The sequence below is a fragment of the Treponema sp. UBA6852 genome (assembly GCA_002449305.1).
Lineage (GTDB): Bacteria > Spirochaetota > Spirochaetia > Treponematales > Treponemataceae > Treponema_D.
In genome coordinates this window covers 121075-147097 of the sequence record DKDI01000048.1, presented here as the reverse complement: position 1 = coordinate 147097, position 26023 = coordinate 121075, and the positions used below count along the sequence as shown (strand labels likewise).

The window sequence follows — 26023 nt, the reverse complement described above, 5'->3', positions numbered from 1 at the left end:
AAATTTTAGATAGGAGTTTGGTTATGGCACGTACTCATTATATCGCCGGAAACTGGAAAATGAACACTTCCAAAGCGGAAGCAGTAAAACTTGCATCGGATTTGGTTTCCGCATTAAAAGGAAAAACAAACAAATTTATGATTGGTGTTCCTTTTGTTTACCTTGATGCTGTAAGTCAGGTTGTAAAAGGTTCAAACATTATTCTTGCTGCCCAGGATTGCGCTGCAACTGCAAACGGAGCTCACACAGGTGAAGTTTCAACAGAAATGCTCAAGGATCTTGGTGTTCAGTGTGTAATTCTTGGACATTCAGAACGCCGCCACGAAATCGGTGAGTCTGATGAGCTTATCAACAAAAAAGTTCGCCGCGCTTTAAATGAAGGCTTGGAAGTTGACCTTTGCATTGGTGAGCTTCTTGCTGACCGTGAGGCAGGAAACGCAGAACAGGTTTGCGCATTCCAGCTTTCCGCAGACTTGGCTGGTGTAACAGAAGAACAGATGAAACGTGTTACAATTGCTTACGAGCCTGTTTGGGCAATCGGAACTGGAAAAACTGCAACTCCAGAAGATGCCGAGGCAATCCACAAATTTGTGCGCGGATACATTGCAAAGCTTTACAATCAGAAAGTTGCCGATGAAATCATCATCCAGTACGGCGGCTCAATGAAAGCTTCAAATGCTCCAGAACTTCTTGCCCAGCCTGATATTGACGGCGGCTTGATTGGCGGAGCTTCTTTGAAAGCTGAAACTTTTGTTCCAATCTGCGAGTGCTAATTTTTTTTTCTGCACTTTAAAAGCTGTCCTGTGGCTACAAAAAGCAAAAGGGCAGCTTTTTTTCTTGCTACTTCCCATTTATTTTTATATTATAAAAAACGTTATGGCTTTGTTCAAAGAACTTGTTGATTTATTTATTACTTTTTTTAAAATCGGAATTGTAACTTTTGGCGGCGGACTTACTATGCTTCCTCTTTTGGAGCGTGTCCTGATTAACGAGAAAAACTGGGTTTCTATGGATGAAATTCTTGATTACTATTCAATTGCGCAGACAACTCCGGGAATAATTGCAGTGAATGTGGCGACTTTTGTTGGCCATAAACGTGCTGGAACTATCGGCGGAATTTTTGCAACTCTTGGAATGGTAACGCCTTCAGTAATCATAATAAGTATAATTGCAAAATTCATTTCGAACTTTGAGCAAATTGGCTGGGTTCAAAAAGCAATGAAAGGAATCAACGCTGCGGTTGCGGCTTTGCTTACTTATGCTGTTTTTAATCTCTGCAAGAAAAATTTAAAAAGTCTTTGGAGCGTCTTGCTGTTTTTTGCTTCGTTTGCTTCAATTTATTTTTTCCATGCGCATACAGTTTTAGTTGTTTTGAGCGCGGCTTTTATTGGCGCTGTTGCTTTTGCAGCTTCAAAAAAATTTAATTCAGCTGAGGAAATAAAAAAATGACTCTTTTGCAATTATTTTTTGTCTTCATGTATATTGGATTTTTTGCAGTCGGCGGCGGCCTCGTTGCGGCGTCTTTTATGCAAAATGTTCTTGTAAATCAGTATGGACTTATTTCCGCGGAAAAATTTTACAGTATGCTTGCAATCAGTGAAAGCACGCCCGGACCGATTGGAATAAATATTGCAACATATATTGGAACAGAGCTTTATGGAGTGCCCGGCGGAATTATTGCAACGATTGGCGAAATTCTTCCATCGATTGTTACTATTATTTTGATTGCAAAATTTTTTTCAAAGTTTCAGGAAAAGCCTTTGGTGAAATCAATATTTAAAACTTTACGGCCGGTTACAAGCGGACTTGTTTTGTGTGTTCTTGTTCAGATTTTCACGTTGTCAATCTTAAACTTCAGCACTCAAAATTCTGACTCTGGATTTTTGCAGATTTTTAATTTTCCGGCTCTTGCTATTTTTACGGTTTCGTTGGTTGTGTTATTTAAAACAAAAGTTCATCCTGTTGTGGTTGTTGTTTTTGGCGCAGTTTTTGGAGTTGTGTTTTTTTAAGTGATTTGTTCAGTTTGCCGGCATTGCGGTTTATGTGAAGGTTCGGAAACAAAAAAAAATATTTCTGTTCTTGCGGATTTCTCTGGTCTTGAAAATTTAAAAGGCGACAATTCTCTTGCGCTGAATTTTGTTGGAATTGCCTTTGATATTGGAACGACTTCTATAGCCGCAAATCTTTTTACGCTAAAAGACGGAATCCTTGTTGCTTCTGTTGGCGAAGAAAATTGTCAGATTGAATTTGGAAGCGATGTTGTTTCAAGAATTTTGTTTTCAAGCAAACCTTCTGGTCTTAAAAAGCTTCATGAATCAATTTTATCTCAAATAGAAAGAATTTCAAAAAAACTGATTCTTTCATCTCAAAGTTTTTTTGTTGAAAATCGCCGCGGACGAGCAGTTTTAAAGCGCATTGTGATTTCCGGGAACACAGCAATGGAATCTTTTGTTCTTGGAATTTCCGCGGATTCACTTGCACAGTTTCCTTTTTCACTTCCAAGCAAATTTGGATTTTCAATTCAAGCAAATAAACTTTTGAATTTTGAAAATATTCCGCTAGATTGTGATTTTTACTTTGCTCCTGCAATTGAATCTTTTGTTGGCGGCGACACTGTTTGTTCATTGATTGCCTGCGGTTTTCTAGAAAAAAATGAAAATAAATTTCTTGCTGACATTGGAACAAACTGCGAGCTTTGCGTTTATTCTGCGGAATTGGACAAAATTTTTTGCGCATCAACTTCAGCAGGACCTGCGTTTGAAGGTTATGGAATTGACTGCGGAATTCCTGCGCAAGAAGGTGCTATTGCAAAAGTTAAAGTTCTTGAAAAAAATGAAGTAAAATGTTTTGTTCTTGGAAACGGAAAAGCAATTGGAATTTGCGGAACTGGAATTCTAAGCGCAGTTTCAGAATTTTTAAGAAACGGAATAATAGATTCGTTTGGAACATTTATTTCTGGAAAAGAAAAAATTGCTCTTAAGGATGAAATTTATATTTGCCAAAAAGATATAAGAAATTTTCAGCTTGCCAAATCAGCTGTTTTAACAGGCCTTGAAATTCTTTCTGAAAAATCAAAATGCAAATCTGGAATTCTTTATTTGGCTGGGGGCTTTGGCTCTCTTCTTGATATAAAAGATGCCTGCGATGTAAAAATGATTCCAAAGTTTCTTTCGGAAAAAACTTTCGCTGCTGGAAATGCGTCACTTTGCGGAGCTTCACTTTTGCTTTTAAATTTGGATTTAAGAAAATCCGCTTGCGAACTTGCAGAAAATTCAATTCACGTGGACCTTGCTCAAGATAAATCATTTGAAAATCTTTATATAAAAAATTTGAATTTTTAATAGCAATTTTTGCAGAAATTCAAATTTCACAGTTCATTGCTTTTTTCATAGAAACTCGATATATTTTATAAACTATGGATTTGATAAAAAAACTTGAAGATCTTTCTGCACGTTACAATGTGGTTTCAGAACTTGTTGGAGATGCCTCTTTAATTAAGGATCAAAAAAAATATAAAGAAACAATGCGTGAGCACCAGCAGCTTACAGAACTTATGTCGCTTTACGACGAATATAAAAAAATTCTAAAAGGAATTGAAGATGCGACAGTCCTCATAACAGAAGAGGAAGACCGCGACATGAAAGAACTTGCAAGAGAAGAACTGAAAGAGCTTGAGGAAAAAAAGCCTAAACTGGAAGAAGAAATAAAACTTAAACTGATTCCGCCAGATCCTCTTGATGAAAAAAATATTATTCTTGAAATTAGAAGCGCCGCTGGTGGAGATGAAGCAAGCCTTTTTGTCCGTGATTTGTGGGAAATGTATATGCACCTTGCAGAACGCAAAGGCTGGAAAACAGAAACAATGGAAGCTCAGGAAACTGAAGTCGGCGGATTCAATAAAATTGTAACATCGATTGCAGGAAAATTTGTTTATGGAACTTTAAGGTGGGAAAGTGGAGTTCATCGTGTTCAGCGTGTTCCTGCCACAGAAAGCCAGGGACGTCTTCAGACTTCAACTGTAACTGTCGCTGTTTTGCCAGAGGCTGAAGAAACTGAAATTCAAATCAGGCCGGAAGATGTTCGCGTTGATGTTATGCGTGCAGGCGGTCCTGGCGGTCAGTGTGTTAATACAACAGATTCTGCAGTCCGCTTGACTCATATTCCTACTGGAATTGTTGTTATTCAACAGGATGAAAAAAGCCAGCATAAAAATAAGGACAAGGCGTTCAGGGTTTTGCGTGCTCGTCTTTTTGACCTTGAAGAAACCAAGCGTCAGTCAGAACGCGCGGATGCAAGAAAAAGCATGGTTGGAAGCGGTGCCCGCAGTGAAAAAATCCGCACTTATAATTTTCCGCAGGACAGAGTTACAGATCACCGCATAAATTTGAGTTTGCATAATTTGCCTTCATTTATGATGGGCAATATGGATGAAATGCTTGATGCGCTGAATGTCTATGCAAAAGAGGAGCAGTTAAAAGACAGTTCTGATCTTGTAAGTTGAAATTTTAAAATATGACAATAAGCCAAGCCAGAAAGTTTGCACTGTCTGAATTAAAATCCAGTTTAAGTCCTCTTCTTGATGCTGATGTTATTTTAAAATGGATTTTAAAATGTGACCAAACTTTTATTCTTTTTCATTCTGAAACAGAACTCTCTGAACCGCAAAAGCTTCTTTTTTGTTCTTCAATTGAAAAAAGAAAAACTGGCTTGCCTGTTGCATATATTACAGGAGCAAAAGAGTTTTTTGGATATAATTTTGAAGTTGACCAAAATGTTCTTATTCCTAAGCCAGATACAGAGTTGCTTGTTGAAAATGCTGTTAATTTTATTGAGGAAAAATTTCATGCATCTTCAGACTGTAAAATTCTTTCTGTTTGCGATATGTGTTCAGGAAGCGGATGTGTTGGAGTCAGCATTCTAAAATTCATAGAAGAAAAAAAAATAATTCCCAAACAATTGCTTCCCAAAATTATTTTTGCAGACATAAGTAAAAAAACTCTTGATGTTGCAAAGAAAAATTCTTTGAGTTTGCTTAGCAAGTGTGCTTTTGAAAAAACTGTTTTTGTGCAAAGCAATCTTTTTGAAAATTTAGGATGTAGCAGAAACGGACTTTTTGATGTCATTGTTTCTAATCCGCCGTATATTCCTTATTCTCAAACTGTTGAGCTTTTAAAAGATGGAAGATGCGAGCCTTCTCTTGCGTTGTGCGGCGACATTGATTTGAACGGGAATCTTACGAACCTTGACGATGGACTTGAGATTATAAGAAACTTGATTTTCCAGTCGGTTGATTTTTTAAATCCTGGCGGAATTTTAATTTTGGAAACTGGCGAATACAATGCTTTGCAAACTAAAAAAATAATGGAAAATTCAAAATTTAAAGATGTAAAAATTTATAAAGATTTGGAAGGACAGTTTAGAAATGTCAGCGGATTTCTTGCTTGAAATAAAATCTCTTGCGCATAAAAACAATGTCCCCATTATGCAGGATGCAACTTCTGAATTTATTTGCAGTTTTATAAAAAGTCATAATGTAAAATCAATTTTGGAGATTGGAACTGCTGTAGGATATTCTGCTATTCAGTTTGCTCTTGCTAATGAAAATATAAAAGTTACAACAATTGAAATCGACATTGACCGGACTATTCAGGCAATTCAAAATGTGGAAAAATGCGGTTTAAAAAACAGAATAAAAATAATAAATAACGATGCCTTGTCTTGCGATATAAATGAAAAATTTGATTTGATTTTTATTGATGCGGCAAAAGCTCAGTACGAAAAATTTTTTGAAAAGTTCAAGGCAAATTTAAATGCGGAAGGTGCAATCATAAGCGACAATTTGCTGTTTCACGGAATTGTTGAAAATCAGAATCTTACCAAAAGCTATAGCACAAAAAAACTTGTTCGGAAAATAAAACGCTATGTGAATTTTTTAAAGGAAAACACGGAGTTTACAACTGAATTTTATAAAACTGGAGATGGAATTTCTGTCAGCAAATTTAAAACTGATTATTCAAATTTTATTTCGGCAGAAAATTTTCTTGAAGAAAAAAAGTATTTTAAAATTTTTAAGATTGACAAAAATCGGTTTTTAAAGCTCTTCAATGAAAATGTTTCAAAGGAATTTGCATTAATGGATTTTAGAAATTCCCAGTTTGCTTATAAACAGGATGTTTCAAAATTTATACCTTGTGATTTTTTGAAAACAAACGGCTGCTTTGGAATTGTTTTTCAAAGTAATACTGAAAAAAATCCATTACAGATTTTGAGTGAACTCGATAAAAATATTTTTTCTGATAAATTTGTTTTGCTTCATAAAAAACTTTTGAGTTTAAATGCGGAAAATCTTACAAGCTATAAGGAACTGCTGGTTTTTATTTTAGGCGGAAATTCAAAAGAAAATTCTTCTGTCATAAGAAAACTGAAAAAACTTCCAGAAGGAAATTTTTTTTGCCACGGAAATTTTTGTCCGGAAAATATTTTAATTGATGAAGATAAAAATTTATTTGCTTCGAATTTTCTTTTGTCTTGCAAAGGTCCAAAAGAATTTGATATTGCCAAAACTTTTTATTTTTTATCAAAAACAAACTCTGAAAATTCAATTTTAAAAGTAGATGATTATTTGTTAAAAATGAAAATCGGTAAAGAAAGTTTGTTGCCTTTTATTGAAGTCTTTAACGAATGCTCAGCTTTTTTTTCTGATGTTTTTTAGGAAAGCAATTTTAAAACATCCGAAATTTTCTTTTTTGTTACAGTTTTTGGATTCAGTTCTGTATATTTGTTTTTTAAAATATTTTCTTGGATGAACGAAATGTCTTCTTTTGAAATTTTCACTTCTTCAATTTTTTTTGCCACAGAATGTTCTTTGAAAAATTTCTCGACAGAATTTATCGCGGTTTTTCTAAATGATTCTGGAGAGGCTGAAGATGAAACTTTTGCTCCCATGTTCACTGCGATGTCTTTGTATTTTTGTCCTGTTGAAGCCGCATAGAATTCCATTGATTCCTTAAATATTGGAACTATGGATTTTGAAAAGGAAATTCCAATTGCCGCTTCCAAGGAAAGTGATGCTGCCGTTGCAAAAGCCGCGCCTCCGTTTGCAAAAGCAATGCCGGCATAATATTGCGCATAAAGCATATTTTCTATTGCCTTTGAATTTTCTTTTGAAGCTAGAAGCGCGTTTTCATAAATCAACTTCATTGCCTTTAATGCGAAAAAGTTGCTCAAATCCCAGGAAGATTTGCAGATAAATGACTCAATGGAAGAAGCCAAAAGGGAAGAAGCTAAAAATGCGAAGTCATTTTTATTTGTAATGGAAACAAGCTCTGTATCGAAAAAAAATGCTTTTGGAATTGCGTTTATGTCTTCGCATTCAATTTTTTTTCGCTGCGATTCATCTTCTAAGATAAAAATATGGCTAGAGTCCCAGGCATTTCCGATTGACGTAAAAAACATATAAAGCGGAATTGCTTTGTTTTTTGGTTTTGCCTTTCCTTCTAATTTTCTTGGATCTGAAATTTCAGGATTTGAAAGAAGAAGCGATACTGCTTTTGAAATGTCTGAAACTGATTTTGAGCCTACAGAAATCACTGCATCAGCTCTGAGTGTTTTTGCTGCGTTTAATGCGGCTCTTGTATCGGAAAGGGATGCTGTCTGGCTTACTCTGTCAAAAATGCTGTATACAATTTTGTTTTTTGCAAGCATTGAGGAAATTTTTTTTAATGCGTTTTGAAATTCTGGATTTGCTATGATAAAAATTCTTTGAAAGCCGTTATTTTTTATTTCTTCATTGAAATTTTTTAAAGTGCCTGCTCCGAAAAATGAAATTCCTGTTGTGACAATTTGATTCGACATTTTTTTCCTCAAAGATTCAATCCCATTATGAACTGAAATTATATATACGTCAACTAAAATTTGTGCTATTCTGAAAAACAAATTGTTATTTATAACTTTTTTGTCTTATTGTAAATAATGCTTAGTTCAGATAGAATAATTTTATGGAAGAAAAAAAATCTCTTAAAATAACCTTAATTTTTACAGTTTGTTTTTTTGTGTTTATTATTTCTTTTTTTTCAGTTTGGAAAGTTTCTTTGTCAGAAAAACAGACTTCTGCTTCAGCTGATTCTGAAAAACTAAAAATAACGGCATCTTTTTATCCAATCTATATAATGCTTTTAAATTTGACGGATGGAATTGACGATGTTGAAGTTTCGCTTTTAGCGCCTGCTGAAACTGGTTGCTTGCATGATTATCAGCTTACAACTGCCGACATGAAGCTTATTGAAAAATGCGACATTCTTGTTGTAAACGGAAGCGGAATGGAAGATTTTTTTGACAAGGCTTTTTCACTGAAAAAAAATTCACTTGTTGTCGCTTCTGATGGCTTTGAGCTTTTTGACGGAAATCCTCATGTCTGGGTGAGTGTTTCCGGCGCGATTTATGAAGTGCAAAAAATAACAAAAGGACTTTGCTTGCTTGATTCAAAAAATTCAGAAAAATACAAAAAAAATTCTTTGATTTATATAGAACAGTTGAATGCCCTTGAGCAAAAAATGAAAACTTCTCTTGCGCCTTTTGCCGGAAGAAAAATTATAACTTTCCATGAAGCGTTTCCTTATTTTGCAAAAGAATTTGGTTTTGAAATTTCGGCAGTTATTGAGCAGGAGCCGGGAACTGTTCCAAGTGCAAAAGAATTGTCAAAAATAATTGAAAGAATAAAATTTGTTACGAACCTTGGAGAAGATGTTGTTCTTTTTGCTGAGCCTCAGTACTCTTCTAACGCGGCGAAAATTATTGCAAATGAAACCGGACTTTCTGTTTATGAGCTTGATCCGTGCGTAAATGGGCGGCTGGAAAAAAATGCATACATTGAAGGCATGGAAAAAAATATGGTGGTTTTAATGAATGCTTTTTCAGAGGAAAAAAAATAATGCCTTGTCTTGTTGGAAAATCTCACGTCTGCTGTACAAGGATAGAAAACTTAAGCGTAAAAGCTGGCAGCGAATATATTTTAAAAGATATAAATCTTCATTTGCATTGCGGCGAGCTTACTGCGATTGTTGGGAGAAACGGAGCTGGAAAAACAACTTTTATAAAGGCACTGTTGGATACAATTCCTCATTCAGGAAATATAATTTTTGAAGGCGAAAAATGTGCTGGAAACTGCGGAAAGGATCATACAACTGACCATGACCGTTTTTGCACTTGCCGAAAACGAATTCCGTATACCACGACTAAGCCTGTTTTTGGCTATGTTCCTCAGACGCTTTCTGTTGAACCGGGAAGTCCTGTCTGCGTTGAAGATTTGGTTTTGGCTTGCACTTCAAAAAGACCTGTATGGCTAAAGCATAGAACAAAAGATATTGAAGCTGCTTCTGAAATTCTTTCATGCACAAATTCCCATAAGCTTTTAAAACGCAGAGTCTGTGATTTGTCTGGCGGAGAACTTCAGCGTGTCATGCTTGCGCTTGCGATAAATCCTGTGCCGGATATTTTGCTTTTAGACGAACCTGTAAGCGGCGTTGATAGAGTAGGCTTGAAATCTTTTTATGAACTTGTTTCTTCAATACGCCGTGATTTTGATATAACGATTCTTTTGATAAGCCATGATTTGGATTTAGTGGCGCGTCATGCTGACAGAGTTGTTTTTATAAATAATGCCAGCGCAGTTGTTGGAACTGTAAAAGATGTTTACCGCCAAAAAGATTTTGTGGAAGTTTTTGGGCACATTATGCTTCCTGATGAATATGAAAAATCGGAGTGAAAATTTATGCAGCTGATTTATTCTTTTTTAAATTTTGTTTTTCCTTTTGAATGGCTGTCTCCGACGTTTATGAAAAATGCTTTGCTTGCCATTGTTATCGCAGGTCCGCTTTTTGGAGCATTGGGCACTTATGTTGTTTCAAATAGAATGAGTTTTTTTAGCGATGCAATTGGGCATTCTGCTTTAACAGGAATTGCAATTGGTGTTCTTTTGGGAATTCGCGATGTTACAATTTCTATGGTTTTATTTTCTATGCTGCTTGGTTTTTCCATAATCATGGTAAAGTCAAAAGGAAAATCTTCTAGCGATACGATTATTGGAGTTTTTTCTTCAACATCAGTTGCGCTGGGAATTGTGCTTTTGTCTGCTGGCGGAAATTTTTCAAAGTATCAAAAATATCTTGTTGGCGACATTCTTAGCATTCAGCCAAATGAAATTCTTTTTTTGTTTTTTTGCGCAGTTGCTCTTCTTCTTGTTTGGATTTTTTTCTACAATAAAATGCTGATTGTTTCGCTTCATTCATCCTTTGCAAAAAGCCGCGGAATAAAAACAATTTTCATAGAACAAGTTTTTGCTTTGCTGACAGCTGCAATTGTTTCTGTTTGCATACGTTGGACCGGGCTTCTTGTGATTAACAGCATGCTTGTTCTTCCGGCAGCTTCTGCTAGATTTGTGAGCAAAACTTCAAGACGTTATTTGGTTGTTTCAGAATTGATTTCACTTGTCGGCGGAATTGCAGGACTTTGCTTTTCGTATTATACTGGCTCATCTAGTGGTGCTTCGATTGTTTTAGTCAATGCTGTATTTTTTTTAGTTTGTTTTATAATTTCATTTTTTAAGAAGAATAGTTAAAATGACAAAAGCTGTAATTTTTGATTTGGACGGAACACTCCTTAATACTCTTGATGATTTGGCGGACAGCTGCAATGAAACCTTGCGTCAGATGAATTTTCCGTTGCGCTCGATAGATGAAGTCCGGCAATTTGTAGGAAATGGAATCGCAAAACTTATGGAGCTTGCAATTCCTAATGGAAAGAAAAATCCTGAATATGAAAAATCAGTTTTATTAATGAAGGAAAATTATGCAAAAAATTGGCAGAATAAAACTCGTCCTTATGATGGAATTTTAGATTTGATTTCAACTTTAAATGAAATGAAAATAAAAACAGGAATTGTTTCAAATAAGCCAGATGCTCAAGTTAAAGAACTTGCAGAATATTATTTTTCTTCTAGCATAAAACGCGAAACTGCGGTTGGCGATTTTGAAGACAGAAATAGAAAGCCATCTCCAGATTCGGTTTTAGAAGTTATGCGAATTCTTGAAGTGAATAGAGATGAAACAATTTACGTGGGCGATTCTGATGTTGATATAAAAACTGCAAAGAATGCCGGAATTCCTTGCATAAGTGTAACTTGGGGATTTAGAGATAGAAATTTTCTCTTGGATTCTGGAGCGCAAAAACTTGTTGACAAGCCTGAAGAAATTTTAAAATATTTATGAGTGGTGAAAAAGATATTTTTCTAAAAGGGCAGGTTGCCCGTGATTTTGATTTTTATAGAATAAGAGAAAAGATTGCTTCTCTTGCGGCAAGCGAAGAAGGAAAACTTTTTTTACTTTCAAGAGAAAGTTCTTCTGATATTGATAAAGTTTCAAAACTAAAATCATTGGGACGTGAATGGAATAAATATTTAAACTCCCGATTTCATTCTGCATTAAAATCTTGGCCTCCTGTAAAAGAAAATTTTTCAATACTAAAAGTTGATGGCGCGTCTCTTTCGCATGAACAAATTTTTGCACTTGGGCTTTTTTGTACTTACACTGATGAAGCTTGCAACTGCATAAAATCTGCTTCACTTGAACTTGAAATTCCAGAGCTTTTAAAAATTGCGCAGTCAATTCCTTCTTTGGAAAATGCTAGAAATAAAATTTTTTCTGTTATTGATATTTCAACTGGTGAAGTAAAAGATTTGCCTTCCATCAAGGAAATCAGAAAAAAAATTGCCTTGCTTCATAGGGAAATTGAGTCCGCATTAAAAAAATATACTTCTGATTCAACTTTGAATTCTGCATTGCAAAATAATGTTCCAGCTTTAAAAGCTGACCGTGAGTTGCTTGCGGTTCGTTCGGATCACAGAAGCTCTATAAAAGGAATTGTGCATGAAGTGAGCGCTTCCGGGCAAACTCTTTATATTGAGCCTGAAGAAATTGTGCGGGCAAACAATCAGCTTGTTCAAGAAGAATTTAATTTGCAGACTGAGCTTAATAAAATTTTTAAAGAGCTTTCTGATAGTTTAAGAGATTATTGCTCAGATTTTATTTTGTGCCATGATTCAATGCTTCTCCTTGATTCAACTTGTGCCGCCGCAAAATATCAGTTTGAAATCCATGGGATTTTTGCTGAAAATTGTGATACAGAAAAAGAGCCTCCGTTGATTTTAAATGCGCGTCATCCGCTTCTAGCAGAAAAAGCTGTTCCTGTAACAATTAATTTTATGCTTGGGAAAAAAGTTATGATTATTACAGGCCCGAACACAGGCGGAAAAACTGTAACGTTAAAAACTGTTGCGCTTTTTTCATTGATGAATCAGGCTGGTTTTCCAATTCCTGCTGACGAAGGCACAAGACTTCCTTTTTTCAATTCCATTTTTGCAGACATTGGTGATGAGCAGTCAATTGATGAGTCTTTGAGCACTTTTTCTAGTCGCATGAAAAATATTGCGCTTGCTTTGGAAAATGTTGATGAAAAAAGTCTTGTGTTGCTTGATGAGCTTGGTACGGGAACAGATCCTCTTGAAGGAGGAGCGATTGCGATGGCAGTTCTTGATTCTTTGCTTGAAAAAAATTCTTTTGTCCTTGTTACAACTCATCATGGAGTTTTAAAAAATTACGGATATGCAAATTCAAGATGTGTTAATGCTTCTGTTGAATTCAATTCTGAATCTTTGCGTCCGACTTATAAACTGCTTGTTGGAATGTCAGGGGAAAGCCACGCAATTGATATAGCTTTAAATTCCGGCTTGCCACAAAAAGTTGTTGAGCAGGCAAAAAGTTATATTTCGAATCAGCAGGCAGATGTAAGCTCTTTGATAAAAGGTTTAACAGAAAAACACATAGAGCTTGAAGAACTTATAAAATGCCAAAAAGAAAAACAGGATGAGCTTTCTCTAAAAGAAGCAAAAATTCATTCACGTGAAGTAAAAATGCTTCAAAAAGAAATTGAGCTTAAACAGCTTGAACATTCGCAAAGCACTGTGTTTTTGCAGGAAATGCGAAGCAAACTTGAAAATTTAGTCCGGGTTTTAAGGGAAGGCGAAATTACCCGCGAAAAAACTTTGAGTGTTAGAAAATTTATTTCTGATTCAACTAAAGAAATTGAAGAGCAAGAAAATATTATAGAAGAAAAAAAACTTCTTTTGGAGAAGGAAAATGCTGAACTTCAAAATGAAGAAAATAAAATTCTGCAAAATGGAATGCGTCTTTCATCTTTAAAAGAAAAAAAATCAGTTTCTTCAAAAAATAAAAAATCAAAAAGCAGACTTTCAAATTCTGAAGCGTTTAAGAATGCTTCGGTTTTAAAAATTGAAAATTCAAATGCGAAGAATTTAAAAAAAGAAGAATTGTTAAAAGAAGGCACAGAAGTTCTTGCAGGAAATGAAAAACGAAAGGGCATTCTTGTTAGGAAAATTAAAAATGAAATTTGGCAAGTTCAGTTTGGTTCTATGAAAATGAATTTTCCGCAGAGCCAAATTGTTCCTTTGGAAAACAAAATTGTTGATAGAAGTGTTTTCGTTGTGATTGAGCGTGATTCTAAAACTGAAGAAAATAATGAAGTTCCAAAGTTTGAACTTAGGCTTTTAGGAATGAGAGCGGAAGAAGCTATAAAGGCTCTTGAACATCAACTTGATTTATGCATGATTAGCAGCTTTAAAAAATTCTCAGTTATACATGGAAAGGGAAATGGAATATTGCAGCAGGCTGTAGCTGACTGTTTAAACCATTGTCCTTCTGTAAAAGAATTTTATTTTGCAAGACCGGAAGATGGAGGCACTGGAAAAACTTATGTCGAGCTTTTTTAAACTTCAAGTTCTGGAATTTTTTCTTTTAGTTTTTCAAGGAAGTTTTTTGCCTGAATGCCTTCCCTAAGGCAAGCGAAAATACAGTTTTCTCCTGCTATAGTTCCGATTATTTCATTGAGGTTCATTGCATCAAGCGCATTTGCAACGCTATCTCCGTGTCCGCCAAAAGTTTTTATTACAATTATATTTCCGCTGGCTTCAATACTTACATATCCGCGCAAGAAATCCCGAATGTAAATTTGCTCGCTTTCTTTTTCAATTTCATCTTCTGGAATTGTATAGACATATCCATTATGACCATCGCTTATTTTTCCGACTTTCATAAGCTTTAAATCTCTGGAAAGTGTTGCCTGTGTAACTTCAAAACCTTCATTCTGCAAATGATTTAAAAGTTCATCTTGGCTTTCTATTCTGTTGTTTTTAATTAATTTTCGGATTGTCTTTAGTCTCAAAAGCCTGTCTTTCAAAATATACCTCGGAATATACATAAGTATGAATAAATATACATTTTATGTCAAGATATTTTTTTACAACGTTTCTTCAAATAAAATTCTTTTTCCTGCTAGAACCTTGAAGGTTTTCCCATCCCATTCAATAGTTCCTTTTTTATCAGCAATTTTTTTGAATGCTTTGTTTTCCTTAAAATCAACTTCTGAAATCTCAGCGGAAATGAATTCAGCATTAAGAATTAATGGTGAAGCTTCAAAGCTTTTTTTAGTTTCTAAGAATTCTAAAATTTTTTTCGCGCTATTTTTTAAAACTATAGTCACAATTGTTCCGTTTTTTGTTTTTAAATAATATGCTGGCAAATACGAAACGTCGTTAAATTGTTCGATTGCAATATTGTTTTCGTTTAGTTTCATTTCCATTTTTTTTGGGAGCGAAACTTCATCAAAATATTCTGAAAAAGAATTTCTTAGATTTGAATTTAACGTGCTGAAAACTTCATTGTTATCAAAATCTTGAATTATTTTTTCATAGTTTTCAATTCTAAGATCAATCAGTTCTATGACTTTTCTATAAACAAAATTTCTATATTGAACAAGCTCTTCAAATGAAGAAAAATTTGTCGCAAGCAAATCTGCTCCGTAAGTTGAAAGTTGTTTTATTTTAGGAAAATTTATTTTATTCAAAAAAGTTATTGTTGTTATAAAATCCAACGCCGAATATCCCCATCTGGTGTGCCGCGCAGTTTTTTTCAGTTCTTCAAATTGCTCTAGGTCAGAGTTTAAAAGTTCTCTGTATTTTTTGTTTTCATTTATTCTGTTTTGGACAAAGCTTCTTTCTTGTATAGAATATGTTCTGCCTTGTTCAAGCAACAAGTTTTCATTTTTGAAATCCTTTAAAAGCGGCAATGCAAATTCTGAAATTTTGGGAATATCTTCAATTCCTTGCCTTGTCATCATAAAAATGTATTTTGAAGGTTTTGATGAAAATGGCTTTTTAAGCAGCTTTGGTCTTTTTATATTTATGCCGATTTCAAAATATTCTTTTGTGCCTTCTCCAGTGAATGCGAAAAGACTGTGGTTTTTATTTTTAAAAATGTCATCTATTATTTTTTTGAATTCTCCTGAATAATTTTCAAGCTCAGATTCATTGAACTCTGCTGTTATGAAATAGTTTCTTGGCGTTCCATCGAACCCAGGATTTTTTCTTTTTGGATAAGTCCACTTTTCTAAAGGAAAAAGTGTGCATGAAAATGTTTGCTCTCCATCAGTGATTTCAAAAAAACATTTATCTTCGCTCATCAATGAAACGCCTTTTAAAGCGCATTTAAAATTTTCTTTTGTTGATTCATTTATTATAAGATTTCCTGTATATGAAAATTCTGCTTCTTCTCCAAGTTCACTTTTTGACGAATCCAGAAAATCACTTTCTTCTAAAAAAATTTCTTTTTCAACAAATTTCCATTCTGAATCGAAAATGCTTTTTTCATAAAAACCTGTGTTGCCGTTTTTATCTGTTCCTGCAACTCTTAAAATTCTAGCTCCGTTTCCTTGGCCGTTTTGCGCAATGCTTATTATTTTTGAAATTCTGCCTTTTCCTTCTGTTTGGATTTTGGGCTGTTCAAACCAGTCTTCGGCTGGCAATGCCCATGGCGAATAGTTTGAAAAATAATTTTTGCCTTTTTTCTTTTGTTCAAGTTTATCGTATGTGTACTGAAACCACATTGGATCGCAACCCATTGTGTCAAAATCCACAAGCCTTGTGTACATTGTTCCTTTTGCGCCGATTAAAAAAATTGTATCTGCGGATGCGCTTAAGCTTTCTGAAATAAATCTTCCGTTTTGCGGAACTTGAAACTGCCGGCTAAAATCAGCTGGAAGTCCGCTGTCTGTAAATCTTATATGCAATCCGTCTTCTGTTAAAAAATAAATTGTTTCAAGTCCCATTGTTCCGTAGTGATGTTCATTTCCGTAAATATCTGTGTGGTACAAAACATCTTTTCTGCGGCAGCCCATCGACCATGCTCTTTTATTTTTTGTAAATTCGTCCTGTTTTAAAAATCCGTTTTCTCCTTTTGGAAATCCAAATGCTCTTTTCCACACAAAAGGAGATTCAGGTGCGCTTTTGTCTAAAAAAACTGTATAAAGAATTCCGTTGTTGTCAAAAACATAAAGGCTGTCTCCGTCTGCGGAAATTTCTGTAACTCGCTCTGGAATCGGAAATTCGTCAAGCCCTGTTGTCTCAATTTTCGAGTAGGGCAGTCCGGTTTTTAGAAAAAGTTTCCATTTTTTTTCGCTTGGTTTCTTTGCGTAAATTCTTCCATCTACAATTGTAAAATCAAAATATTTGCAGTAAGACTGTGTCATTGTTCTTAAAAAAATTTCGTCAGGAAGAAATCCGTTCGCATCTTGTGAAGTTATTTTTAAAGCTGAAACTAAAAAGATTGCTGTAATGGAAAATACTTTTTTTATATTGAAAAAATTCATTTTTAACTTAATTCTCCAGAACTGATAATTGTTCATTGTGAATTGATTTTTAATTATTCTAGCATATAATTTTTTTTTTTGATATACTTAGGCTCAAACCATTTTTTAAGAGGCTATCATCATGTCAAATATTGCATGGAATAACTTAGACACATTGGAAAGCTTTAAAAAACTTCAGGCTTTAAAAGGCTGTGTTTCAGTTGCAAAAGAGCTTTCAGGGGCAGATGCTGCAAAGCGTGTCGCTGAATATTCAATTCCTATGGCAGACGGACTTGTTTACAATTATGCTGCAAAGCAAGTCAACTCAAAGATAATTTCAATTTTTGAAGAGCTTGTAAAAGAAAGCCAGCTTTTGGAAAAATTCGAAGCGTTGTACAACGGAGACGTAATCAATACTGGTGAAAAACGGATGGTTCTTCATCAGCTTCTTCGCGGACAGCTCGGAAAAGATGTTGTTGCCGACGGTGTTAACAAACGCGATTTTTATATAAATGAACAGAAAAAAATTGCTGCCTTTGCTGATAAAGTTCATTCTGGAAAAATCGTAAACGAGAAGGGTGAAAAATTTACTTCTGTTTGTCAGATTGGTATTGGAGGTTCAGACTTGGGACCTCGTGCAATTTATCTTGCTCTTGAAAACTGGGCAAAGCAGACTGGAAATTTTAAAATGGACGCGCACTTCATTTCAAATGTTGACCCTGATGACGCGGCGTCTGTTCTCCAGTCTATAGATCTTTCAAAGACAATTTTTATTCTTGTTTCAAAAAGCGGAACAACACTTGAAACTTTGACAAACGAATCTTTTGTAAAGGACTTTTTGAAAAATGCCGGTCTTGATCCAAGCAAGCACATGATTGCTGTAACAAGCGAAACTTCTCCACTTGCAAAAAGCCCGGATTATCTTGAAGCATTTTTTATGGACGATTATATCGGCGGACGCTATTCTTCTTCTTCTGGAGTTGGCGGAGCTATTTTGAGCCTTGCGTTTGGTTCTAGTGTTTTTGACGATTTTTTGAAAGGCGCGGCAGAGGAAGATAAGCTTGCGACAGAAAAAGATGTTAGAAAAAATGCTGCATTGATGGATGCTTTGATTGGAGTTTATGAGCGAAATGTTCAGGAATATCCTTCAACAGCAGTTCTTCCGTACTCTCAGGCTCTTTCAAGATTCCCGGCCCATCTTCAGCAGCTCGACATGGAGTCTAACGGAAAAAGCGTGAATCGTTTTGGTGAAAAAATAAATTATGTAACAGGTCCTGTAATTTTCGGAGAGCCTGGCACAAATGGCCAGCATTCTTTTTACCAGCTTCTTCATCAGGGAACAAATATAATTCCGCTTCAGTTTATTGCATTTAAAGAAAATCAAACTGGAAAAGATGTTGTAATTCAGGATTCCACAAGCCAGACAAAACTTTGCGCGAATGTTGTAGCTCAGATTGTTGCCTTTGCCTGCGGAAAAAATGATGAGAATCCAAACAAATTCTTTGCCGGTGAACGTCCGTCCAGCTTGATTTACGGAAAGCAAGTTAGCCCGAAAACAATCGGCGTGCTTTTGGCTCATTACGAAAACAAAGTTATGTTCCAGGGATTCCTTTGGAATGTAAACAGTTTTGATCAGGAAGGCGTTCAGCTTGGAAAAACTCTTGCAAAGTCAGTTCTTTCAGGAAAAATGGAAGGCGCGCTGAAGGCTTATGCAGATCTTCTTATAAAATAAAGCAAATTCAGCCCGAAGAAATTCGGACTGAATTTTTTTTCAATTTTAAAATGCCGGAAAGTTTCAATGTGATTCTTCCGGCGTTTTTTATTTTTTCAGTCTGAAAAGTTCGCTGCAGTTGTCGTCTACAATTTTATTCAGTTTGTCTACGCTTAACCCTATTTTTTCAGAAATAAATTCGTAAGTGTATTTTATTAAAAGCGGATTGTTTTCGCTTCCGCGCATTGGAACTGGAGCAAGGTATGGAGAGTCTGTTTCAAGAAGAATTCTGTCTTTTGGAACATAGCGCAAAAGTTCTATAAGTTCATCCATTTTTGCTTTTTTTGTGTATGTGGTCGCGCCGCCAAATGCAAGATGCCAGCCCAAGTCAAGAAATGTTTTTGCTTCATTCAGTCCGTAAGAAAAGCAGTGGATAATTCCTCTGTTGTAGTTTGCCGCACGGAGCACATCTACTGTATCTTCAAATCCCTCCCGCGAATGCACAATAAACGGAAGATCCAGTTCCTTTGCAAGTTCCAGCTGCATTTCAAAAAGCTCTTTTTCTCCAAAAAACATTTCCTTGTCAAAGTCTGATTCGCTGCGTCCGTCTGGTCCGCTTGGATTCCAGTGATGGTCGATTCCGCCTTCGCCAATTGCCGCAAGATGGGAAGAAAAACTGCTTGAGCTTTCCTTGAAGTCTTCAATGCTGTCCCTAAGTTCTTCGATGCAGGCTTTGCGTTCTTTTATTGAATCTGGATCAGGCCAAATTCCTGCGCTAAAGAAAATCGACTTTTTTAGTTTGCTTTGCAGATTCACATCCGGAATTTCTTCCAAGCAATCCTCAAGAATTTGCGCGCGTTCAATCAAGTCCGAGCATTTTGTGCCGATGTCCAGCCCAAAATAAATTCTATTTTTTGCCATCTGCTCAAGGATTTCCGTTCCGAATTCTTGTGAATTATTTTCAACCAGATAATGAAAGTGAAAATGCGTGTCTGAAAACATTTTAAAACCTCGAAAAAAAAAGCAGCCTGAATTTTTCAAGCTGCCTGCTGTTTGCCGGGAACCAGAATCGAACTGGCACGGCAGGTTAAATTGCCGAGGGATTTTAAGTCCCTTGTGTCTACCTATTCCACCATCCCGGCGACGCAAAATATTATATAGAATTCTGAAAGTTCTTTCAACTGCAAAAAACGCTTCTAGCTGAATATATTCAAAAATTATTTTATTTTGCTGTAAAGATCAGCCATTTCACTGCGCCATTCAGGTTTCTTGTCTTTTTCTTCCCAGTCAATAATTTTTTTTATTGAAAAGTGCTTTGTGTCGCTTGGACTTGCAAAATGAACAATTCCGAATCTGCCTTGCCCGATGTATGTGAGCTTGTCGCCTGTTTCAATTTTTTCATTTTTTGAAATAAGCTCAATTGCGCAGTCAAAGTGAATTAAAGAGTCTTCGCCTTTGCTGTTTATTGCAGTCGAAATGTCCCGGATAATTTGTCCGCAGACCGTGCATACAGGCTGATTCGCCGACTTGAATTTTTTTATAGCTTCTTCATCATGCTGAATTTGCTCTGGCGACACAGATTTTATTGTAGGACGAAATACTGGCTTTGGATGCTGAAAGTTTTTCCGCTCTTCAAAATCCCTTCTGTTATTATTATTGTTGTTTTTCCAGTTTCCGCTGTGTCTTCTTGAATGTCTGTCTCTTCGCATGGAATGGATTATAGTTCAATTACAATTTTTTTTCTATATGAAATTCTACAATATGGCGGCTCATTATAAGCGCAATTCTGTCTACGGCTGAATTTATATAGTTTTCATCCTGAATTTTTTTCTGTAGCTCCCTTATGCGGGGAGATAGTGCTGAATTTGGCGTTGCATTGTTTACAGCCTGCATTATTTACTCCGAAAAAGCGTTTTCAATATGATAAACCGGATCCAGCCCCGGAACATCAATTGCTATCACATCATAGCGTATGAATCTGTTATTATATTGTCGATGTTTTTGCAGGTAACATTTAGAAGTTTTAATAATCTTTTTTTGTTTTATTGTATTGAGCTCGTGCGCAAGAATTTCAGCATTTCCGAGAGGAAGCCTTTTCACTTCCACAAAAACCAAAAAATTCTGCTTTTCTGCTATTATGTCGATTTCGCCTTCCCGAATTCTAAAATTTCTGTCAAGAATCGAATATCCGCTTTTGATTAAAAAATCTCTGGCTTTTTCTTCGCCTGTTATTCCTTTTGCCCGTCTGGATTCTTTCACTGGGATTTTTCCATGTTTTTTATAAAGGCGAAAATTCCTGCAATTGTTTCCCAAGTACTTTCTGGAATGCACTCACCAATCTGTCGCATGGAAAGAACGTTTGCCGCAATGTCGTTTTCTACAACCGGAATGTTATTTTCTTGTGCGATTTCGATCATCTTTTTTGCAAGAATTCCGCTTTCTTTTGCTGAAATAAAAGGAGCGTCTGCATTTTCAGGATATTTTAAGGATACTGCGAAAAATTCTCTGAGTTTTTTCATACAGCAGAATCCTTAAATGGAAGTGAAATTTCTGAGTCAGTGCAAAGACTGTCAGAAAAAGCCAAGGCGGAATAGGTTACTGTCACAGAATCGCCGTTCATGCCGGAACAAAGCAATTCTCCAAGCCGCTCTTCCTCAGAATGAATGTTAGAGGTCAAAAGCGACGGTAATGTACAGAACCGCACTTCCGTAACCTTGCTCTTATTTAAATATAACACAAAAAAAAATTTTTTCCACTCAAATTCGCAATTTATTTGTATTTTTTCTGTTATTTTTTTGTTAAAATCAATTAAAATTCTTATCAGCCCTTTTGCTTCGTCTTTTTCAAGCTGCCACAAAAAGGGGAGTATTATCCAATGCTTTCCAGTTCCTTCTTTTAGCTTTAGGTGGTTTGCCAGCGTAAGAATTCCGTCTTTGTTTTCAGGAATTTCTTGATAGATTTTTTTTAAGAAGTTTTCACTGCTTTTTGAGCTGCTTTTTTCTTTTGTGCCGGAATTTTTCCATTTGTCTGGTTCTGTTAAAATCAAAAACTTTTCTATTAATTTTTCTTCCGGCTCGATTCCTTTTTCCAATAGCATTGCTGAAATTTCCACCGCTTGTTTTTCTTTTCCAGGAAACAAGGATGAAACTGATTTTGCTTTTCTGATTATCGACTTGTCAAGTTTTACGCCGCTTTGAATCATCTGCTGGACAACTTTTAGAGCAACGGAATCCGCTTCAATTCCTGCCAAATTTAAAAAATCTAATAGCGTGCGCGGGAATAAATCTTCTGTTTTTTGCTCATAAATTGTTTTTAGAATGATTTTTGAATCTGATTCTATTTCGAGCATGGCTTTGAATGAGCTTCCTTCAGAAAGCGGAATTTTGCTTTTTACGTTGATTTTTGAGCCTTGCAGAAAAATTGCATAGTTTCCGTTTCCGAGGCTTTTTATAACTTTTACAGAAACTTCGTCTCCTGTGGCAAGTTTTTTCTGCGTAATATTATGGCTTTGAATGTATGCGTTTTTTACGCTGTCTATTGCTGCGGACATTTTGTTAATTTTATAAATATTGACAAAAAAAGGGAAGACACAAAAAGTATCTTCCCTTGAATCAAGCTGTAAGAATACAGGATTTTGTAAAAATCTTATTTCTTTGCTTTTGCTGCTGCAGATGCTGCGGCTTCTTCTGCCTTGTGCTCTGCGTTGATTGCAGCTTCTTTTTTGTCTTCTGCTGCGTTTGCCGCTTTAGCCGCTGCGAGTTTTGCGTTTGCCTTTGGTCCGAGAAGCTCCTTAATTTTTGCAGCTTTTCCAACCTTGTCGCGAACGTAGTAAATCTTTGAGCGGCGTACTTTTCCAAGGCGAACAATTTCAACCTTGATAATGCGCGGGCTGTTTACAGGGAATACACGCTCAACGCCTACACCGTAGCTAGTCTTGCGAACTGTGAATGTCTTTGAAATTCCGGAGTTCTTGAAGCAAATAACAAGACCTTCATAAATCTGAATACGTTTTGTTTTTCCTTCGATAATTTCAAAGTGAACTTTTACAGTGTCTCCTACGCTGAAGTACTCTGCGTTAGGTTTCTTCTGCTGTTCTTCAATAGTCTTTATAAGATCCATTTTTATCTCCTATTTGCCGCTGTTTTTTGTTCTTGACTGAACATAACGCAGCTTGCTTTTTTGCTTGCGGTCATTCTTGTATGTTACAAAGTCCGTAAGCGCCCCGATCATTTTTTCTGCTTCTTCTGTAAGAGTACCGTCAGTTCTTGCCTTTTGAATCAGATCAGGCCTGTTCCGCAAGGTTTTCTGAAGGCTCTTAAAAAGCCGCCACTTTCGGATTTCTTCATGGTTTCCGCTGCTTAAAACAGCCGGTACCTCCATGCCTTTGTATACATTCGGCCTTGTATACTGGGGATATTCCAAAAGGCTGCCTGAAAAACTTTCTTCATCCAAAGATTCACTGGTTATTACGCCGTCAACAAGCCTGTAAACTGTGTCTACAATGACTGTAGCGGCAACTTCTCCGCTGGACATTACGTAATCCCCTATGGAGATTTCCTCGTCAACGTAGGAGTCAATAATCCGCTGGTCGATACCTTCATATCTTCCGCAAATCAGGACAATTTCATCTTTCCGGCTGAGTTCCTGGGCTTTTTTCTGTGTAAAAGGTTTTCCGCTTGGCGTAACATAAATAACATGCTTCGTCTTTTTGTATGCTTCTACACTGTCCAATGCCAGTCCTAGAGGTTCCGGTAGCAAAAGTTGTCCAGCGCCTCCGCCGTAGGGAGCGTCATCACAAGTGTGGTGTCTATCAAAGGCAAAATCCCTGATATTGACCAAATCGTAGGCAATAATTCCTTTCTCTACCGCTTTCGCCATGATCGAGCTTGTAAAAAAAGCGCGCGGAATTTCAGGAAATAAGGTCAGCACAGTAAATTTCATAGGAATTACTCCAGAATCCAGAGGTGCATGAGCTGCATAGTTTTATTTTCAATATCGACTTTGCCAATAAACTGGTCTTTAAATGGAACAAAGACTGTTCTTGCTCCGCCATTTTTATTCAGCTTAACCGAATTGTCCAAAAAACTGCAAGCCTCGGACAGCAAAATCTCAACGAGATAACCTGATCCGCCTTCCATTACGTTTGTGACTGTTCCAACAACTGAATTTTCATCAATTGCCGGTGCGGTATTGTCCGCCGTTTCCTTTTTATACCATACCGAGCATCCTTTTAAATCCTCGATATACCACTCATTTTTCTGCAGTTTATGAGCGTTCTTGCGCGGAACTACGATTTTCCACCTGTTGTATTTTGCAGCTTCTTCAGGTGAATTTATTCCAGCCAGTTTCATGTACAGAGTGGACGCTGCTTCCTTTGTTGATTCAACTTTGAAAGTTTTTTCAGCTGTTCCGTCTGACAAAGCCACTTCTTCCATACTTGCAAAATGCCCGTACTCGCCGGAAGTGCTTTCTACTTTGAATTCGCCCGTTATTCCATGGGAACCGCGGACAATGCCAACTACAAACCGCTCTGTTATCGCATTCGATGCCATCAGTCCAGAATTTCCAGGCTGTAATGCTTTCCGTCTTTATTTGACGTTGCGCTTAAAACAGTACGCAGAGCTTTTGCAATACGACCGTATTTGCCAATAACCTTGCCAATATCACCTTGTGCAACGCTTAACTGAAGAACAGGTCCGCGCTCGCCTTCGGTTTCCGTTACAGAGACTGCATTTGGATCATCGACCAATGACTTTGCAATAAATTCAATCAGGTCTTTTTCCATGTTGTGCTCCCTGTAATTTATTTGGTGATTTTTGTTCCGTCAGCAGCTAATCCGCCCTGTCTGAAAATCTTTTTTACGATTTCTGTAGGCTGAGCTCCAACGCTAATCCAGTATTTGGCGCGTTCTTCATTGAAAGAAGTCTGGCTTCCTTCTGCAGCGATTGGATGGTACTGTCCGATTTCTTCGATTGTTGCGCCATCACGTGGTTTTGCTGCGTCAAGGACGACAATGCGGTAGTCAGGGCGTTTTTTTGTGCCCATCTTCTTTAGTCTGATTTTGACCAATTTTTTCCTCCGATATGAGTTTTCCACACTAAACAGTGTGAACTGATATTTTAGTGAAAAGATTCAGCAAATTCAAGAGATAAAAGCATTTATGCCTCGGTTTCATTGTAAAAAAAACGCTGCTTGTCTTGCGCAACTGATTGCCCTTTGCCTTTTTCCTTAACTTGCTAACTGAAAAATTCTTTGTTATCATAAAGGCATCTTTAAGAACTCACTTTAATTTTTTGAATTGCGAGGTTTCAAATGGCTGAATTGTATAATCCAAATTCGCTTCCTTCCGACTTTGTAAAAGTTTACGGCGGAACAGAAGATTCTGTAAAGATTTTTTCTTCGCCGGCAAGAATCAACATTATAGGCGAGCATATTGACTACAACGGCGGAAAAGTTTTTCCTGCTGCTATAAACCGCTATCTTTATGTTGCCATCAGAAAACGCAATGACACAAAAGTTGTTTACAATGATTTGAAATTCCCAGGAAGATTTGAATTTGACATCAATGACAACTTTAAATATGCCAAGGAAAACGGATATGCAAACTACTTGAACGGAATTCTTTCCCAGATGAAAGAAAAAGGCTTTAAATTTGACTGCGGATTTGAAATTCTTATGGTAAGCAATGTTCCTGCTGCCGGCGGAATTTCATCGTCTTCTGCCCTTGAATGCGGATTTGCCTATGCCGTAAGCGAAACTTTTGGATTCGGAATCGACCGTGTTGAAATTGCTAAGCTTGGCCAGATGAGCGAGCATAATTTTATGAACGTAAACTGCGGAATTATGGATCAGTTTATAATTTCAACAGGAAAAAAGAACACTGCGATTGTCCTTGACTGCAACACGCTTGAATATGAATATGTTCCGCTTGAACTTGGAGGCTACAGGTTTGTTGTCATGAATACAAACAAGCAGCGCCGCCTTGCAGACAGCAAATATAATGAGCGCAGAAGCCAGTGCGAAAAAGCTTTAAAGATTCTTCAGGATGGAGGCGTTAAAATTTCTGCGTTGTGCGAGCTTTCTCCAGAGCAGTGGGAAAATTCGAAAGACTTGATAAAAGATGAGCTTCTTGTGCGCCGCGCAAAGCATTGTGTTTATGAAAATCAGCGTGTAAAAGATGCCGTGAGCGCATTAAAAGCCGGAAATCTTGAAAAGCTCGGCAAGCTCCTGAACGAAAGCCACGAGTCTCTTAAAAACGACTATGAAGTTACAGGAATTGAACTTGACACTCTTGCTGAAACTGCCCAAAAACAGGACGGATGCATCGGAGCAAGAATGACTGGAGCAGGCTTTGGTGGCTGCGGAATTGCTCTTGTTCACAAAGATAAAGTTGAGCAGTTTGTTGAAAGTGTTCAGACTGAATACAAGAAAGTTGTAGGATACGAGGCTTCGTTCTTTGACTGCGAAAGTGGCGACGGAGTTTCCCACTTCAACTAAAATAGCTATTTAGCCTTAATTTCGAGTTTTGATAAGAACAGCAATTTAAGTGTCATTCCCGTG

At 36.6% G+C, this 26023-nt stretch carries 28 protein-coding genes and 1 tRNA gene; 14 read left to right on the top strand and 15 right to left on the bottom strand.

The window, feature by feature from the left end:
• The first annotated feature begins 23 nt into the window (after positions 1–23).
• The 7 genes from tpiA to B3209_RS11455 all read left to right on the top strand — a co-directional run bounded on the left by tpiA (position 24) and on the right by B3209_RS11455 (position 6712).
• The gene (gene tpiA / locus B3209_RS11485) at positions 24–773 is read left to right on the top strand and encodes a triose-phosphate isomerase (protein WP_296091057.1); all 750 of its coding nucleotides are present in this window, start codon (positions 24–26) and stop codon (positions 771–773) included.
• A 103-nt stretch (positions 774–876) separates the two neighbouring features.
• Positions 877–1449 (top strand): chromate transporter, encoded by a 573-nt coding sequence (locus B3209_RS11480; protein WP_296690718.1) that lies wholly within the window; start codon positions 877–879, stop codon positions 1447–1449.
• Complete coding sequence (locus B3209_RS11475; protein ID WP_295797002.1) at positions 1446–2009, top strand: chromate transporter; 564 nt, start codon at positions 1446–1448, stop codon at positions 2007–2009. Before B3209_RS11480 ends, B3209_RS11475 begins: the two co-directional genes overlap by 4 nt.
• Complete coding sequence (locus B3209_RS11470; RefSeq protein ID WP_296690715.1) at positions 2010–3341, top strand: ASKHA domain-containing protein; 1332 nt, start codon at positions 2010–2012, stop codon at positions 3339–3341.
• An 80-nt stretch (positions 3342–3421) separates the two neighbouring features.
• Positions 3422–4501: a peptide chain release factor 1 gene (gene prfA, locus B3209_RS11465; RefSeq protein WP_296091166.1), complete on the top strand. Its 1080-nt coding sequence runs from the start codon at positions 3422–3424 to the stop codon at positions 4499–4501.
• Positions 4502–4512: 11 nt separating this feature from the next.
• Positions 4513–5445 (top strand): peptide chain release factor N(5)-glutamine methyltransferase, encoded by a 933-nt coding sequence (prmC, locus tag B3209_RS11460; RefSeq protein ID WP_296664144.1) that lies wholly within the window; start codon positions 4513–4515, stop codon positions 5443–5445.
• A complete protein-coding gene (locus B3209_RS11455; protein WP_296664143.1) occupies positions 5423–6712 on the top strand; it encodes a class I SAM-dependent methyltransferase in 1290 nt (429 codons plus the stop codon). Before prmC ends, B3209_RS11455 begins: the two co-directional genes overlap by 23 nt.
• Here B3209_RS11455 and B3209_RS11450 read toward each other — a convergent pair.
• On the bottom strand, positions 6709–7854 hold the full coding sequence (locus tag B3209_RS11450; RefSeq protein ID WP_296664142.1) for an iron-containing alcohol dehydrogenase: 1146 nt from the start codon (positions 7852–7854) through the stop codon (positions 6709–6711). The two genes, B3209_RS11455 and B3209_RS11450, sit on opposite strands and share 4 nt — an antisense overlap.
• A gap of 143 nt (positions 7855–7997) precedes the next feature.
• Between B3209_RS11450 and B3209_RS11445 the strand changes: the two genes are divergently transcribed.
• Genes B3209_RS11445 through B3209_RS11425 form a run of 5 tightly spaced genes read left to right on the top strand, consistent with a single transcriptional unit; the run spans position 7998 to position 13840 of the window.
• Positions 7998–8930: a metal ABC transporter substrate-binding protein gene (locus tag B3209_RS11445; protein ID WP_296664141.1), complete on the top strand. Its 933-nt coding sequence runs from the start codon at positions 7998–8000 to the stop codon at positions 8928–8930.
• Positions 8930–9763 carry a metal ABC transporter ATP-binding protein gene (locus B3209_RS11440; RefSeq protein WP_296664140.1) on the top strand — a complete coding sequence of 278 codons (834 nt, stop codon included), beginning with the start codon at positions 8930–8932 and terminating at the stop codon, positions 9761–9763. The genes B3209_RS11445 and B3209_RS11440 overlap by 1 nt, the downstream gene beginning before the upstream one ends.
• A 6-nt stretch (positions 9764–9769) precedes the next feature.
• Positions 9770–10615 (top strand): metal ABC transporter permease, encoded by an 846-nt coding sequence (locus B3209_RS11435; RefSeq protein WP_296664139.1) that lies wholly within the window; start codon positions 9770–9772, stop codon positions 10613–10615.
• Between the two features lies 1 nt (position 10616).
• Positions 10617–11264: an HAD family hydrolase gene (locus B3209_RS11430; protein WP_296664138.1), complete on the top strand. Its 648-nt coding sequence runs from the start codon at positions 10617–10619 to the stop codon at positions 11262–11264.
• The gene (locus B3209_RS11425; protein ID WP_296690710.1) at positions 11261–13840 is read left to right on the top strand and encodes an endonuclease MutS2; all 2580 of its coding nucleotides are present in this window, start codon (positions 11261–11263) and stop codon (positions 13838–13840) included. Before B3209_RS11430 ends, B3209_RS11425 begins: the two co-directional genes overlap by 4 nt.
• On the opposite strand, the gene B3209_RS11420 is transcribed toward B3209_RS11425, so the two are convergent.
• Both B3209_RS11420 and B3209_RS11415 read right to left on the bottom strand, forming a co-directional pair.
• Complete coding sequence (locus tag B3209_RS11420; RefSeq protein ID WP_295796983.1) at positions 13837–14307, bottom strand: arginine repressor; 471 nt, start codon at positions 14305–14307, stop codon at positions 13837–13839. The two genes, B3209_RS11425 and B3209_RS11420, sit on opposite strands and share 4 nt — an antisense overlap.
• A 60-nt stretch (positions 14308–14367) precedes the next feature.
• Positions 14368–16773, bottom strand: coding sequence for a hypothetical protein (locus B3209_RS11415; protein WP_296664135.1), 2406 nt, complete (start codon positions 16771–16773; stop codon positions 14368–14370).
• A gap of 121 nt (positions 16774–16894) precedes the next feature.
• On the opposite strand from B3209_RS11415, the gene B3209_RS11410 reads away from it, so the two are divergent.
• Complete coding sequence (locus B3209_RS11410) at positions 16895–18484, top strand: glucose-6-phosphate isomerase (RefSeq protein WP_296690707.1); 1590 nt, start codon at positions 16895–16897, stop codon at positions 18482–18484.
• A gap of 87 nt (positions 18485–18571) precedes the next feature.
• Here the strand turns inward: B3209_RS11410 and B3209_RS11405 are convergent, their stop codons facing one another.
• The 12 genes from B3209_RS11405 to rpsP all read right to left on the bottom strand — a co-directional run bounded on the left by B3209_RS11405 (position 18572) and on the right by rpsP (position 24532).
• Positions 18572–19465 carry a TatD family hydrolase gene (locus B3209_RS11405; RefSeq protein ID WP_296664133.1) on the bottom strand — a complete coding sequence of 298 codons (894 nt, stop codon included), beginning with the start codon at positions 19463–19465 and terminating at the stop codon, positions 18572–18574.
• A 52-nt stretch (positions 19466–19517) separates the two neighbouring features.
• Positions 19518–19605 (bottom strand) — tRNA-Leu (locus B3209_RS11400).
• A 75-nt stretch (positions 19606–19680) separates the two neighbouring features.
• Positions 19681–20172, bottom strand: coding sequence for a hypothetical protein (locus B3209_RS11395; protein ID WP_296664132.1), 492 nt, complete (start codon positions 20170–20172; stop codon positions 19681–19683).
• A 19-nt stretch (positions 20173–20191) separates the two neighbouring features.
• Entirely contained in the window at positions 20192–20356 is a 165-nt protein-coding gene (locus B3209_RS11390; protein ID WP_013701199.1) for a hypothetical protein, read from the bottom strand.
• Between the two features lie 3 nt (positions 20357–20359).
• Complete coding sequence (locus tag B3209_RS11385; protein WP_296091050.1) at positions 20360–20722, bottom strand: YraN family protein; 363 nt, start codon at positions 20720–20722, stop codon at positions 20360–20362.
• On the bottom strand, positions 20719–20982 hold the full coding sequence (locus tag B3209_RS11380; RefSeq protein ID WP_296091048.1) for an EscU/YscU/HrcU family type III secretion system export apparatus switch protein: 264 nt from the start codon (positions 20980–20982) through the stop codon (positions 20719–20721). Before B3209_RS11380 ends, B3209_RS11385 begins: the two co-directional genes overlap by 4 nt.
• A complete protein-coding gene (locus tag B3209_RS11375) occupies positions 20979–22013 on the bottom strand; it encodes a hypothetical protein (protein WP_296664131.1) in 1035 nt (344 codons plus the stop codon). Before B3209_RS11375 ends, B3209_RS11380 begins: the two co-directional genes overlap by 4 nt.
• Before the next feature lie 95 nt (positions 22014–22108).
• Positions 22109–22582 (bottom strand): 50S ribosomal protein L19, encoded by a 474-nt coding sequence (gene rplS / locus B3209_RS11370; protein ID WP_294014909.1) that lies wholly within the window; start codon positions 22580–22582, stop codon positions 22109–22111.
• Positions 22583–22591: 9 nt separating this feature from the next.
• A complete protein-coding gene (trmD, locus tag B3209_RS11365) occupies positions 22592–23404 on the bottom strand; it encodes a tRNA (guanosine(37)-N1)-methyltransferase TrmD (protein ID WP_296664130.1) in 813 nt (270 codons plus the stop codon).
• A gap of 5 nt (positions 23405–23409) precedes the next feature.
• Positions 23410–24015: a ribosome maturation factor RimM gene (rimM, locus tag B3209_RS11360; RefSeq protein ID WP_296091040.1), complete on the bottom strand. Its 606-nt coding sequence runs from the start codon at positions 24013–24015 to the stop codon at positions 23410–23412.
• Entirely contained in the window at positions 24015–24248 is a 234-nt protein-coding gene (locus B3209_RS11355; RefSeq protein WP_013701206.1) for a KH domain-containing protein, read from the bottom strand. Before B3209_RS11355 ends, rimM begins: the two co-directional genes overlap by 1 nt.
• 17 nt (positions 24249–24265) lie before the next feature.
• Positions 24266–24532: a 30S ribosomal protein S16 gene (gene rpsP, locus B3209_RS11350; protein WP_013701207.1), complete on the bottom strand. Its 267-nt coding sequence runs from the start codon at positions 24530–24532 to the stop codon at positions 24266–24268.
• A 243-nt stretch (positions 24533–24775) separates the two neighbouring features.
• On the opposite strand from rpsP, the gene B3209_RS11345 reads away from it, so the two are divergent.
• Positions 24776–25960 carry a galactokinase gene (locus B3209_RS11345; RefSeq protein WP_296664129.1) on the top strand — a complete coding sequence of 395 codons (1185 nt, stop codon included), beginning with the start codon at positions 24776–24778 and terminating at the stop codon, positions 25958–25960.
• The last annotated feature ends 63 nt before the right edge of the window (positions 25961–26023 follow it).